The organism is Hyphomonas sp., from assembly GCF_965284475.1.
Classification (GTDB): domain Bacteria; phylum Pseudomonadota; class Alphaproteobacteria; order Caulobacterales; family Hyphomonadaceae; genus Hyphomonas.
Window position 1 is genome coordinate 1,246,829 of sequence record NZ_OZ260087.1, and the last position, 13,397, is coordinate 1,260,225.

Annotated in this window: 11 protein-coding genes and 1 tRNA gene; 2 read left to right on the forward strand and 10 right to left on the reverse strand. The window is 53.4% G+C overall.

Translation table 11 applies throughout. From position 1 onward, the window contains the following. Positions 1–49 precede the first annotated feature (49 nt). Positions 50–1,636: a DNA cytosine methyltransferase gene (locus ACQ66M_RS05820; RefSeq protein ID WP_430402509.1), complete on the forward strand. Its 1,587-nt coding sequence runs from the start codon at positions 50–52 to the stop codon at positions 1,634–1,636. On the opposite strand, the gene ACQ66M_RS05825 is transcribed toward ACQ66M_RS05820, so the two are convergent. The 10 genes from ACQ66M_RS05825 to cpdR form a co-directional block, all read right to left on the reverse strand. After that, positions 1,611–2,396 carry a hypothetical protein gene (locus ACQ66M_RS05825; protein WP_430402511.1) on the reverse strand — a complete coding sequence of 262 codons (786 nt, stop codon included), beginning with the start codon at positions 2,394–2,396 and terminating at the stop codon, positions 1,611–1,613. The genes ACQ66M_RS05820 and ACQ66M_RS05825 overlap by 26 nt on opposite strands. After that, a complete protein-coding gene (locus ACQ66M_RS05830; RefSeq protein ID WP_430402513.1) occupies positions 2,393–3,304 on the reverse strand; it encodes a hypothetical protein in 912 nt (303 codons plus the stop codon). The genes ACQ66M_RS05825 and ACQ66M_RS05830 overlap by 4 nt, the downstream gene beginning before the upstream one ends. A gap of 1 nt (position 3,305) precedes the next feature. After that, positions 3,306–5,138, reverse strand: coding sequence for a hypothetical protein (locus tag ACQ66M_RS05835; protein ID WP_430402515.1), 1,833 nt, complete (start codon positions 5,136–5,138; stop codon positions 3,306–3,308). Between the two features lie 2 nt (positions 5,139–5,140). Then, positions 5,141–6,226, reverse strand: a complete 1,086-nt coding sequence (locus ACQ66M_RS05840; protein WP_430402517.1) for a PD-(D/E)XK motif protein — start codon at positions 6,224–6,226, stop codon at positions 5,141–5,143. Continuing rightward, positions 6,138–8,756, reverse strand: coding sequence for a Z1 domain-containing protein (locus ACQ66M_RS05845; protein WP_430402519.1), 2,619 nt, complete (start codon positions 8,754–8,756; stop codon positions 6,138–6,140). Before ACQ66M_RS05845 ends, ACQ66M_RS05840 begins: the two co-directional genes overlap by 89 nt. A 589-nt stretch (positions 8,757–9,345) precedes the next feature. Continuing rightward, positions 9,346–10,239 (reverse strand): PIN domain-containing protein, encoded by an 894-nt coding sequence (locus ACQ66M_RS05850; protein ID WP_430402521.1) that lies wholly within the window; start codon positions 10,237–10,239, stop codon positions 9,346–9,348. Positions 10,240–10,454: 215 nt separating this feature from the next. After that, entirely contained in the window at positions 10,455–10,679 is a 225-nt protein-coding gene (locus ACQ66M_RS05855; RefSeq protein WP_430402523.1) for a tyrosine-type recombinase/integrase, read from the reverse strand. A gap of 14 nt (positions 10,680–10,693) precedes the next feature. After that, positions 10,694–11,671, reverse strand: coding sequence for an integrase (locus tag ACQ66M_RS05860; RefSeq protein WP_430402525.1), 978 nt, complete (start codon positions 11,669–11,671; stop codon positions 10,694–10,696). 104 nt (positions 11,672–11,775) lie between these two features. Next, positions 11,776–11,850: transfer RNA gene (locus ACQ66M_RS05865), tRNA-Val, on the reverse strand. A 54-nt stretch (positions 11,851–11,904) separates the two neighbouring features. Then, a complete protein-coding gene (cpdR, locus tag ACQ66M_RS05870) occupies positions 11,905–12,264 on the reverse strand; it encodes a cell cycle two-component system response regulator CpdR (RefSeq protein ID WP_035617936.1) in 360 nt (119 codons plus the stop codon). A gap of 150 nt (positions 12,265–12,414) precedes the next feature. Between cpdR and ACQ66M_RS05875 the strand changes: the two genes are divergently transcribed. After that, positions 12,415–13,317 carry an N-formylglutamate amidohydrolase gene (locus ACQ66M_RS05875; RefSeq protein ID WP_430402527.1) on the forward strand — a complete coding sequence of 301 codons (903 nt, stop codon included), beginning with the start codon at positions 12,415–12,417 and terminating at the stop codon, positions 13,315–13,317. Positions 13,318–13,397: the final 80 nt, after the last annotated feature.

A 13,397-nucleotide genomic window follows, 5' to 3' on the forward strand; every position in this document is an offset into this window, starting at 1 on the left:
CACCCCAATCACGCTAACAGAGAAGTACGAAGAAGGAGAAATTCGACCATTGTCCGAGTTTGGCATCATCGACCTGTTCGCCGGCCCAGGTGGACTTGGGGAAGGCTTTTCGAGGTTTGAGTCAGCAAATGCTGCTCACCCGTTCAAGATCATGTTGTCAGCTGAAAAGGAAGCGTCAGCTCACGCCACGCTTCGCTTGCGCGCATTCCTGCGGCATTTCGGGAGTAAATTACCGCCGGAGTACATCGATTACCACGCCGGTTTGCGAACTCGGCCGGACTGGTCGCAGCTGTATCCTCTCCAGTGGTCCGAGGCCGAGCATGAAGTTCAGCAACTCGAACTCGGCACACAAGCTGCTGCCAAGATCGTGAATGCAGCGATAAAGGAGGCCCAAGAGACCTATGGGGACCGCACCGTTGTGATCGGCGGTCCGCCCTGCCAAGCCTACTCTCTCGTTGGACGCGCCAGAAACAAAGGTATTGCAGGATACCGACCCGAAGATGATCCCAGACATTTTCTTTTCCGTGAATACATCCGTGTATTGAAAGAGCTCCGTCCCGCAGTGTTCGTGATGGAAAACGTGAAAGGAATTCTATCGTCCAAGGTGAAGGACGAGAGCATTCTGGAATTGCTCATGGACGACTTGGCGTCGCTTGGTGGCGACAAGCGACTATACGAGATCGTTCCACTGCACTGTGATGATTCGCAGAACCTCTTGAGTTTCTTTGAACCCGAAGATTTCATTGTCCGCTCCGAGCTTTTTGGTATACCTCAAGCTCGCCATCGCGTGATCTTTCTTGGTATCCGCCGTGATGTTTATGATCGGCAGAAACTATCTTTTCCACTTCTCGAGCAACACAAGGCGCAGCCGTCGGTGGCTGATGTCATTGCGACGTTGCCAGTTTTGCGAAGCGGTCTCTCCAAGGACTTGGACGATTTCGCAAACTGGAAACGCACAGTTGCTGCCCAAATGCAGAGCGTGGCGAAAGCGTTGGAGCGATCTGATAAGGCACTTTCCCGTTACGCTGCCAAGGTTCGCAAGGAATTTCTGCAAAGAAACAGTGAGATGGTCCGCGCCGACAAGTCGCCAGCTGGTCTTCCAGATAACTGCACCAACGACTTGGCCGCATGGATCGGGAATCCATCACTTCTTGGCACGGCCAATCACGAAAGTCGTGGCCATATGAGTTCCGATCTCGGGCGTTACTTTTTTTCGGCGATCTACGCGGACAAATATGGTCGATCGCCGAAGGCCGAGGACTATCCAGCGGCGCTTGCACCGCACCACGCGAATTGGAAGAGCGGAAAATTTGCCGACCGCTTTCGTGTTCAGGTTTCTGGTACTCCGTCATCGACGATTGTTAGTCACATATCGAAGGACGGACACTACTTCATCCATCCCGACCCCATACAATGTCGGAGTCTCACTGTTAGAGAGGCTGCGCGGCTACAGACGTTCCCTGACGATTATTTTTTCGAGGGAAACAGGACTCAGCAATTTGTCCAGGTCGGCAATGCCGTTCCACCATATCTAGCGGTTCAGATCGCTAAGGTTGTCTATGCATTGCTGTCTGAACATGATGTCGCTGATACTTTCGAGCAGAGCAAGCCTAGGCAGACTGTGCGCGTTGGATAGTCCTAGCCGCTTGCTCGAATTCCAAGCGCACGAATTCGCTCAATTCATGCGTAGGCAGCTGAGATAGAGCAACAACCTGATTACGAAGACGCACACCAATTATTGCCTTTCGCATGATAGCCTCCATGGGAGCTCGCCCGAATTTCCTCGATGCGTTTATCCAAGCTTCCGCGACAGCGCTCGCCAGTACTCTGTCTCCGCCAATGGAGGGACGCTCGGTTATTTGGACCATCGCGTCCTCCGTCAGTTCCTCGATCAGCTCCCAACGATTCTCGGAGTCCGGTCCGCGATCAAGAGCCCGAGCCCTCAACCAGAGTCTCTGAAATGTATTTCTAACGCCTCCATGAAACCGGTCCTTGGCGAACTGAAAACGCCAGATAGTAAGTATCGTGAGGCAAGACGACGCCAGAAACGCCCAGACGTCATCTCGAAGTGCCTCGCTCGAGTTTAGTGCTTCAAAGTCTGCGAGATATTTCGTAATCTCCGTATCGAAGTGAGATCTCGCCAATTGGTTGTTGAATTGAGAATTCATCCCAGCCTTGGCAATGGCGGTGAGATCGTTCCTGAGTTGTCGCAAAGCCTCCTCGGATACCTTTGTTCCTCCTGTCGCTCCATACTTGACTGATTCTGGAAGCTCCGAAGTGATGGCATCGACGGAGTTGAGAGCGTCTCTGATGTTCGAAACATCGGCGCTTTCTGAGATGTGATCATAAATGCGCTCGACGGTAAGTCTGGAGAGCCTCGGAAATAGCAGGGTCATGATGGGACTTTCACCATCTCAGCTGCAGCTTGGATTGCTGCGCTGAATTCACCCGGTTTGCTTTCTTGCAATGCACGAACCTGAGCGTGTGACTGATCAGGAAATGCGGTTTCGAACCACTGCTGCGCTTGCTTGGCAATCGAGCCTCGTTCCGAAGACCTTAAAAGTTCGTCTAGGTCCGGAGAGTATAGAAATCGACCAACCAGTTGTCCCATAATGTCGGCCAGCATTGTCTGCATCGTCAGCGCATCCAGCAACCGAAGCCGTTCCATAAAGTCTTCCTTGTCCGTGTTCACGTATAGCCGGACGGCCCCAGAGAGGTCCCGGTTCATGTCCGCAGACATCCATTGCAGATACCACAAAGCGTTTTCATGGATCCGGCCTCGGAAACTCTGATGAAAGCTGATTGCATCGATCGGAAATCTTGGCGACCCGCCTTCCAGCGCGATATCTTCAGCATCCTCCCACAGGCGCGCCCCCATGAGTATCGGCGACAATATCGAGGCTGTCTTGGGAGGCAATGCCAAGAGACAAGACGTGCGAAGCAACAACCTTTGCGAGAGTGTGCGGGAGTCGATATCGATCGAGATATCTATCTCGTCAGTTCCATCATCGATGGAGAATACTTTCTGGACATTCACGTTGCGAGGAAGCGTTCCGGTGCCCGTGCCAGTAGACACTACCAACGAAAGCTTGAGCTGCTCTGCAGGTATCAAAAGCTGTGCTGATGCTGCTGAAAAATCAATATGAACACGCCGTTCAACCCTCAATAGCGAAGAATAATCCCACCCTTTAAGCATCCGCGGGTTCGCCAATTTTTCGCCTCGGTTCAGAGAAATCAACCATGGCGTCGCTGACACTGCGGCGTCATCCAGCACAAGAAATGGCATAGCGTTGGCAAAGGACATTTTATGCTTCCGACTCTACGGATACGCGAAGCGAGACTGCACAATCGCCAGGTATCGCCACCAGGATTTCGTAGTCACCTCCTTCTTCGGAAACGACGATTACTCTGCCTTCCAAATCCGTCTGGCTAATCTTTTCGCGAATTGAAAGTACCGAAGGCCTGCGAAGGCTGTCGACTTCTGATTCCGAAAGAAATCTGCCATCTACTAGCAGGCCTGGTTCGAATGACACCTGTAGTCCATTCCGGCCAGCCGAGGCGGTCACTCCAAACCGAGCCGCCTTGCGTCCACCTGATTCCTCCAATCCAATGAAAAGCGGACGAGAAAGCCGACCTCCAGATTTGCGGGTACCGCCACCTTTTCTTGACCTTGACCTCGCGCCGCCTTCCGCATTGTCGCCGAGGAATGATCCAAGCGCGTCAGACAAACTCGCCAGCGACGGCTCGTCGTGCCCTGGATCAATGTCTTCACGGCCTCCATCCGCTGCATTCATGGCGGCTTTCTTGATTTCTCGAAGCGCCACGTTTACGTAGGTCCGCTCCGGGGATCTTTCGAGAAGCATTTTTGGTTGCCAGTCATCGTGCGCCGGTGGTTCCGCGCTTGCGAAGGCTCTTTCGACATCATTATCGCTATCTACGATGAATACTCCTGCCCATTCGAGTTCCTCGTGAAGGAGTGGTTGACCCTCAAAATATTTCACGACGAGTTCTACGGGGCGCATGACCGCAATATGCGCAGACTGAGTAGGGAAAACACTGTTGCTACCTACAAGCGGCACGCGCCGGCCTTTCATTCCCTTTTCAATCACGAGGGATCCCAACTGTTTGATTGGTCGCTGGCTTGAAATCCGTTGAACACTTGAGTCGTGCGATCGGATTTTCCTTATCGCTTCGCAGAAGAGATCCAGTGGCGGGAAATATTCCGGTGCAGGAACTTTGACCTCTTCCCCATCGAGTTCGACCGACACATTGATCTTCCTGGTCGGTGATGTATCGGCGGTCATTCGAGGCCAAAAGAAGTAGAGCAAGTTCTCGATAATCCGGCCAACAATCTCGTCATCAGCATCGTCACCAACACAAGGATCGAGGATCATGATCGACGTCCCCGAACGACCTTGTTCTCTATCTGGCAATCCAACAGCTCGCGCGACGTCGACGGCAAACTCATCAAATGCGGGGTCGACGAAGTCGCCGTCCAGAGACGGCTGTCCCCACCAGTGCCGCCCCGTAAATCGTTTTAGATTGCCATCTGGTTGCGCTTCATGATGAGAAGGTCCCAAATGGCACGCCATAAGGCGCCGCGCACCAGGATCCCCTCCTTGCGCCAGACTATCTACCAGGATCGTCGAACACTGACTGGCAAGGTAGAGAGAAACCTTGCCAAAGCCGTAGGTTCCCCCGCCATGCAATGTATCGCGACTCGTTCCGACATTCCTCATGAAATCGATGAAGTCTGTGGTCTGATTGCCAGTGGGGATCCGGTCAGCGCGGGTTGGTCCTCCGAGTCCGGTGGTATTGAAGTCGCAAATTTCCAGCACCCGAGGCCGCTCGCTTTTAAGAAACGCATCAAGATGCCTTCGCGACTCAGGGTTTGCAGGCAAGTCGGAAAACAGGTCGCTCCGTAACGCACCAGCTTGGTCCGACGACAGTTTGCGCAGCCTAATAAGCACCTGCGGCCCCAAGCCGATCTTGGCGGCGTCACAACAGTTCTGAATGGCTTCACGTATAACCGTTTGTAGAACGTCGAGATCCGGGGTTCCGAGCAACTTCCTGAAGCCGCCGTCACCAATGTTGCCCGTCGGCGCGTAAGGTTCTGAATGGAGTTGAAGACGGCGCATGCTCAACCAAGTACCTCGATCATTAGCTTTTCAAATTCATCATCATTCAGTCGACACGCGTTCGCATATGCCAAGTCAACATCATACTCGATCGATGAAATTCCTATGGGGAAACGTGATCCAACGAAGCTGTTTTCTACGATGCGAGGAAAATCACCGGCGATTCGAAAGGTCCAGCGCTCCTCAAGATTGAAAGCGTGCTCGTTCCAAGCGCGTGAATTAGGGTCGCTGCATCCAACTGCGGCCAATAGGTCACGAAACTTAACCACATTTGATAGGCGACGACTAATCTCGGTGGTCAGCGAAGAAACGGAATGTTGGCCGTCTTCGGCCTTCTCAAGCGCATAGCGAATGAGAAAGAGGCGGCCTCCTAGCGGAGGAGAAAGTTGGACTTCGGATGATATTCTAAGCTTTGTGCCGCCGCGGCGTCCTACTGTCTTAACCTCGAAAGCATCGGTTCCTTTTCGGAAATCGTGTCGATCCTTTTCCGGCCCCGTCCACATGTCCAAATGCTCTGCTCCGTGATCCAGTGCATCCGTAAGAAACAGCAACTCGCCAACCAGCCCGCGAATGGTACGAGTATCGATCGCTGGCCCAGAACTGAAAAGTCGATGAAATTCTGCCAATGTACCGATGCAAGCGTCCCAAGTCGTGTCACCACTCGCCACGCGTTCGACAATGTTGTCGACTACGTCACCGAACACTTTCTCTAACCCAGGGTCACTGCACGCGAGGCTGATGTAGCGAACCGATCTTCCATTCTCGATCAGCCTTTCTGTCTTCACGCTCAGAGAGCTCGCGACCGTTTCGTACTGAAAATTCAATCGTGCCGGAATTGGCAGCAACGTTCTTGGAGAGTTGTTCTCCGCCAGCGCAAATCGAATATTTCCATCTCCCGTCGCGACAGCCGATTTTTTCGAAGGCACCTTGTCCATGTCAGGCTCGTGACCCCCTCTGCGAAGGTGGTCCCAAGCTTCGGAAGCTCGGATTGGCCGATCATCAATAGACACCGGCTGCCTCCGCTGAAGACCTTTCTTCCTCTTCCATCGCGGCAAGTTCGTCAGGGTCTGGCGGATCAAGTCGTACACTCACATGATTGCCCGCCATCTCCTCCGAGCCCGGTAGCACAATCCCGAAACCCATCAGGTCGTCGACTGCATTCAGTTTTTCTCGGACTTTACTCTCGGCCTTAGGCGTCGACTGACTGTCGATCGGATAAAGAAGCAGAAGTGCCCTATCGCCAAGATGGTCTTGCCTCGCCTGCTTTAGGGAACGCCAAGTCGCGCCCGCTCTAGACAACTCGGCTTCGACATCGAACAAAACGTCCTGTTTCGACATCAAGGCCTTTATGTCCGCGACTGCTCCTGTGTCTTGCAACTTACTTCGATTGAACAGCCTAACAGGACCGATGGAACCCAAAGACTTTTTTGACATCTGCCCAATGTTGGTCTGTGGAATTCCCACATTCCATGTCTCCAGAGCTTCAAGGTTCTGCTCAAGGAAGCGCACTAGAAACTTGCTCGATAAATCTTTGTGAGTATTGTGCACTTTGTATGCTCTCAGAAATTTCAGAATGTTAGCCTTCGGAACGTCCTTGAAAAGCAACTGTCCCGAAGCCTCTCGTGAGAGAGTTGCCAAAGGTGAAACCAGCTCCCCTGCCGCGGCCCAGTTCAGCGACACGACATCCTTGTCTAGATGATCGAAGCGAATAGTCTGAACGTGCTGTCCCCACCAACTCACATCGCACTTCTCTGCATGACGCATCTTATTTGCCGCGGTAATTGCCATGCCCGGTAACTCACGGATACGGACTGCGAACTCCATCGGTGTTAGCGGCTGCTGATCAACATATTGGCGAATCTCGTCCCTGATCTCGAGTTCGATTCCAGCGAGAGCTCTAAAGCTCAATTGGAGTGGCACAGGCATCCATACCCGGGGAAGGTCTTCGTAGCCATGTCGATAGCCAAACCAACGGCCCATCTGGAGCAACGTATCGTACTGGTTCGAATTTCGGATGAAGTAACTGACCATTAGACCTTCCAAAGTAAGGCCGCGCGCAAGAATGGAGCCACCGACCACGATATATGTCTTCGCGGAACCGGAGTAGTCGATGCGGTCATCGCTCCCGCCATTTTCGATTGGTGTTTCTAACTGCTTCAATACGTCTGGCAGTTGTTCAAAAATCCCATCCAATCCTATTGATTTCGCGGCAGTTATGTCGTCCGGAAGTCGACCCTGTTCGGCGTTCCAAATAGTCTCCAAGCGCGATGAAACACTACCCGATCGAGTTCGAAGATCCTTCTGGTTCTTTGCAACCCAAGCCCGCACTAGGTCAGCTAGCCGATTGTGCATGTTGACGAAGGCGGACGTGTGCACCAGCATCGTCATGTGTTCACCCTCATCTCCTCTCGCTCTTCGAACAGCGCAGCATGCAAGGAAATACAGCATGGCGTCTTCTAAACTTCCAGGCATCTGAGGGTAGAAAGCTTCGCGTTCCTTCATGCTCGGTGGCTGGATCAAAGCTTCGTCCGACTCTGGCACCTCTCGAACCATATCGAGACCGTCATCAGATTCGGCATCACCGTCGACCATTGCAGCCGGTTTCCCAAATAGCTTCTCTGCACCAAAGTAACCCTCAGGTGTAGGAAGCGCCGTGATGAAGTCTTTCGGGTATAGATCGTCGAACCTGCCGGAAGAATCTGTATGCGGATTGATGAGTACGTTGGCAAAGGGTGTTGCCGTATAACCAACGTATGAAGCGCACGGCAGAAGTGAGAGCAATACTCTTATTTTCTCGTTGATAGCCGTCATATCGGTTTCTCCCGATGCAGCATTCACGCTTGCCTGGTCGCATTCGTCGTCAATTATAAGAAACCTGAGTCGCTTAAGATTGACAGGAAGGGTGCCCTCAATAGTTTCGAGCAAGCTGCGCAACGGACTCACGTTCTTTTTGATCACCGCCAGCTGAGCCTTGTCCGAGTGGTACAGGAGCCCTCCCTGAGCAGGAGTCCGAAAGTCGCCGTTTTCATCCGGCCTCGTGAGTTTTTGCCACAAAAGTGGGTTTCGCTTCACGATGTCCTGTTCGAGACGTCGTTGCGTCTGCTCGCGCAGCTTGTTGGTCAGTCCAGCAAGCACAATCACTGTATCGTAACCCGCATCGATCGCCTTGGAGATGACTCCCGCCATATTGGCTGTCTTGCCAGATTGCACGTAGCCTACTACGAGGCCGCGGCATGAAAATTCATCCTTTAACGGATTGTCCAGCAGGGAGACGACTTCGCTGGATGCTGCATCGATGCTTTTAACGTTGTCTTCCGACCAATTCTTTCTATGCAAGAGATAGCTCTTCAGCGCAGGCCAGTGCCGATCAGCTGCGTTCGGACCTGAGTACCACTTCTCTCTGCGCCGTATCATGGAATTTTTTCGGAGGATTTCGACATCTTCAAATTCGCGCTGAAGAATGCCAGCCACTTCTTGGATGATGGCTTCCCGACTCGCGTCTAGCATCCCGAAACTTCGAAAGAATGATCGGACGCTCTCAGCTGCGGCTTCAATGGTACCTTGCTCTGTGAGATGCAATCTCAACTGTCGTAAGGTCTCTTGTAGTTGGGGATCCATTCTAGCGCCTCCCAAGGCATGCCTTTCGTATAACCCACTACGAATCGCGACCGATGGGAAGACCGGGAGGCCAGCTTTTTCGCCCCGAGGTGGATTTCCCTACCCAAGCCTTTCAAATGAGATCGGTGGACACGGCTCATTCGAGAGGGGAGCTAGACGAGCCGAAAAGATTATCGAATTTTTCCGAGCATCTAAGGTCGTGTTCGAGGAGGCAGCGATTACTATCTGCGTCAACCAATCTTCCGAGGAACGGTCAGTCTACGAGGCCGTAAGAGGTGTTTGGAAGCTCAAACTAAAGCGAGCAAGTAAGATCAATGTTATACTCGCTGAACTAGGAGGACTATTTATTGATGTTTTCGAGGCGGAGGAGTGGCTCCCAGCTCACCCCGATCATTTTCTATGGCTCGACGTTGAGATACCCAATCGATTTGGGTTCAAGGGAAAGAAAGCCAACGCAGATCTTGTGGAGCACTATTCTTATAAGCGATCGCCACGGCGCAAGAAGGGTGAATCCAACCCAATTCGCTACTTCGATGTTCCGAATCGCCTTTGATGGCGAAGCGTTCGATTGACAGACCCAACAAAACTTTCAATTCGAAATTCGTTTCAAAAATGATTCGATATCGTGGTCTTCCGCAATCGCGCCCACTTGTGAATTCGAACTAACTATTTCGTCAATTAGAGCAACTTCGTTGGGTGAAAAATACGTGTACTTCTCCAACGCGGCGATCAGATGATGAGTTGTGGCAAAATTTGGAGATGAGGCGAGCTTCGCGATAAGAGCCTCTTTCTCCTTGTCGTACGAGAACTTTACTTCCTTGAAGTGCTCGTCCAAAAATTCGGATAGAGTTCGATATGCGAACAGATCAGAGTTTTTCTTTTTCCGCCATTCCCTAGCGAGAAATGGATGCTCAACCTCCTTGTCACGTTTTGAATAGAAGTCACCATCACCTGAAATAACATGAAGGTCTGCACCTTCGGGTACCTGCGCTATCAGCGCCTCCCAATTCACCGCATCTCCGAGGGAGTCTTTTTTGCCTGGAGGATTCCCTAATTTCATTCTTCGATCTGCTGCGGTGTACACGGCTTCCGAAATCGCTACCGGATCGTGACTTTCGAACAGTCCATCAATTAGTTTGTCCGCAGCTAACGAATGTTCCTCTATTTCATCCTCTGCCTTGTTTTTTGCGACGGACTTCAGTTTGGCCATTTCACTTTGCAGTTTCGCGAGTTGCTCTAATTCCTTGTAATCTCGCATGAAAGAAGGAATTTGAACCAACGTAATCGAGTCGTCGAACCGTTTCATCGCATCTTGAATTTTATTTTCGCGGTTTCGATAGTATTCGTCGATTACCTGCTGCGTGACATGAACGGTGGTCGCGCCGTCTTTATGCGCCGCGAACACACTTTGAACTGCATTTAGGTCGTCTTTCGAGAAGCCAAAAAAGCTGAGCAGTACATTTGTATCGATAAAAACGTGCATTTCTCTTCTCGCTCAAAGACCCGAGATATCTCCTAGGCTGACTAGCCCCAATCTTCGTATGAAGCGTGTTTATCAGCCACATGCCTTAAGTGTGAATCTACGTGTTGGGTAGAACCAGACCGACAATCAATCAACTGGAAACGCAACCAACTCTGTAAGAACCTCTGCGCATCAAGCAACCATCCGCGAATTTCGATGGCTGCTGACTGACGAACCTAGCCGATGTCCCCAATGGCGCTTGCTATTGCGTTCCCAACCTTCTCCGCGACGGCTCCCGATGCGGCATCGCTTAGATGTGCGTATCGCCGGGTCGTTTGTGAGTTTTGGTGACCCAGAACGCGGCCGATTTGATCAAGCGTTGCTCCATGCTCTAGAGCGGTTGATGCCAACGTGTGCCGAAGGTCATGCAGGCGTAATCCCGGCAGCTTGGCGACCAACACATTCGAAATGTTGGTTACGAAATCCGAACTGGAGCACCGACATGAGCGTAACGTGCCAACATTCTAAAATCTCGGTGGCCGCTTATCGACGCGATCTCCGGCATAGAAAGTCCTGTCTCAAACAGCCTCGATATCGCTTCATGCCTCAAGTCGTGAAAATGCAAATCGACAAGTCCCGCTGCATCTACAGTGCGTCTCCACGTGAGCTTGAACGCATTGGAGGAAACATCAAATAGTCGCTCCTCGTCGGAAAGCCTGTCGATGTGAACAAGTTGTGATCGCGCCATTTCGGAGAGCGGAATGGTACGAGGCACACCGGTTTTCGTGTCCGGGATGTAGAGCGTATGCATCCCCTCCCCCAGATCACGCCTCCGCGCTCCCAGGAGCTCGCCACGTCGCATTGCCGTTTCCACCGCGAGTATGATGATCGGCTTCAAATACTCCACTCGACGCCGCTCTGCCGCGCTCAGCAGACGCTCATACTCTTCACCTCGGAGTCGCCGCGAGCGAGGCACGTTATTCTGAGGCTTGCGCATGCCTTTGACCGGATTGTCTTGAAGCGGCAGTCCCCACTCGGACCGAGCGATCTCGAACATGTGCTGGAGCGGCGATAGCTCGCGGTTCAAACCGGACGCGGACACGCGTTTCAAACGCTCGTCGCGATACTTGGCGAATTCGAACGTGGTGACTTGGGAAAGCGGAAGCTTCGCTAGTCGGTGTTGGAGGAACGCGTTGAGGAGTGTAAACTCCACATCCCGGCTCTTCTTGGACACGCATATCTCGTCTCGGTATCGACTGACCAATTCTCCGAGCGTAACGCGATCCAGCTCACGTGGATCGTGCTTGAGACAATGCCTGTCCGCTTCGACCTCCATCTCGCGTCCCCAGACTTCCGCATCCGCGCGCTTGATGAAGCTTCTGGAGAGATTTGGAGCATGTTTGCGACGGATCTGGACCTGCCAGCGGTCGCCTCTCTTACGTATATTTGCCATCTGTCTGACCCACTGAGTGTGACGTGTGTGTGACAGACTGATTTTCTGAGGAGGTATCGTCGAACCGGAGACCGTGAAATCCTAAGGATAACAAAGCGTCCGAATGGTGGGCGGTACAAGGTTCGAACTTGTGACCCCTACGATGTCAACGTAGTGCTCTACCACTGAGCTAACCGCCCGATCCATCGGGAAGCGGCGGTAATGGCCAATCCCGCCCGCCACGTCAAGATGGTTTAGGCGGCCATCACCTTGTCGACTTCGTCGACGATCTCGCGCAGGTGGAACGGCTTGGACAGGACTTTTGCGCCCGCCGGTGTCGGCGCGCCCGATGACAGTGCCACGGCAGCAAAACCTGTAATGAAAACAATCTTCATGGCCGGATCGAGCTCGGCGCCGCGGCGCGCAAGTTCAATCCCGTCCAGCCCCGGCATGACAATGTCGGTCAGCAGGAGGTCGAAGACTTCACGCTCAAGTGCGTGCAGGGCGGTTTCGCCGTCCGCATAATCCTGGATCTCATGCCCCGCCCGGCGCAGCGCGGCGGCCAGGAATGTGCGCATCGAGTCGTCATCTTCTGCGAGAAGGATCTTGGTCACGCTCGCCCCCTTGAATATCAGTGTTTGATTTAAGACATAAACAGTCGATCCGGTAAATCAGGCGTGAATAGCGACGCGATTTCCCGTGTCTTTTTTCCAACTGACCTGAAAAAGCTTGACCTTCGGGCGAACAGACAAACCATGGGGGACATGAGCAGCGCCATTCCCCTCACGGACCTCGACGCATGCGGATCTGCAACATCTGTTGTATATGAGACGCCCTATACGCTGGCCGCGCCGATTGGCCCGGCCCAGCCTGTCCTGTTCACCTCGCCCCATTCGGGAAATGTCTATCCCGCGCCCATGCAGGCGGCCCTGTGCGTGCCGCTGATCGACATTCGCCGGACCGAGGATGCTTTCGTCGAGGAATTGTTTGCCGAGGCCCCCGGCCTGGGCGCAACGCTCATGGCCGCGCGCTATGGCCGGTCGGTGGCCGATCTCAACCGAGACCCACGTGAGCTTGACGCGACCATGTTCAGCGATGGCCTGCCACGGGCCAGCGGCATTCCCACGGCACGGGTCGATGCCGGTCTTGGTGCCCTGCCCCGGGTCGCAGCACGCGGCGAGCCCATCTATGCCCGCCCGCTGACCCGCGCTGAAGGGGAAGCCCGGCTCAGCCTGGTGCACGACGCCTACCATGACCGGCTCGCACTGGAACTGGCCGTCCTGTGCGAAACCCATGGCGCCGCCCTCCTGATTGACTGCCATTCCATGCCCTCGGTTCAGCCCGGACGCCGCCATCTGGCCGACATCGTACTGGGAGACCGGTTCGGATCGAGCTGCGATCCAAGGCTGACCGGGCGGGTGGAGCGGGCCTTTCGGGCCCAGGGCCTCAGCGTCGCCCGGAACGCGCCTTATGCAGGGGGCTATACGACACGGCGCTACGGGCGCCCGAAGCGCCACATCCATGCCCTGCAGATTGAAATCAATCGCGGCCTGTATATGGATGAGCACGCCATCACGCGATTGGACAGATTTTCTGAAATAAGAGCCATCATTACAGATGTGGCGTCTCAGATCGTCGAGATTGCCAGCCTCCTCAGCCGCCGCTGAGCCTTTGATCCAAAAAAAGGGCCGCACCCGTGGGTGCGGCCAAAGTCAAAGGGAGGAAACGCCAGAGGCGTCTGCACCGA

Bases quoted from the DNA above. Each gene is read 5' to 3' on its own strand.
- ACQ66M_RS05850 (WP_430402521.1), bottom strand. From the start codon at position 10,239: ATGCACGTTTTTATCGATACAAATGTACTGCTCAGCTTTTTTGGCTTC.
- ACQ66M_RS05830 (WP_430402513.1), bottom strand. From the start codon at position 3,304: ATGTCCTTTGCCAACGCTATGCCATTTCTTGTGCTGGATGACGCCGCA.
- ACQ66M_RS05845 (WP_430402519.1), bottom strand. From the start codon at position 8,756: ATGGATCCCCAACTACAAGAGACCTTACGACAGTTGAGATTGCATCTC.
- ACQ66M_RS05825 (WP_430402511.1), bottom strand. From the start codon at position 2,396: ATGACCCTGCTATTTCCGAGGCTCTCCAGACTTACCGTCGAGCGCATT.
- ACQ66M_RS05875 (WP_430402527.1), top strand. From the start codon at position 12,415: ATGAGCAGCGCCATTCCCCTCACGGACCTCGACGCATGCGGATCTGCA.
- ACQ66M_RS05835 (WP_430402515.1), bottom strand. From the start codon at position 5,138: ATGCGCCGTCTTCAACTCCATTCAGAACCTTACGCGCCGACGGGCAAC.
- ACQ66M_RS05860 (WP_430402525.1), bottom strand. From the start codon at position 11,671: ATGGCAAATATACGTAAGAGAGGCGACCGCTGGCAGGTCCAGATCCGT.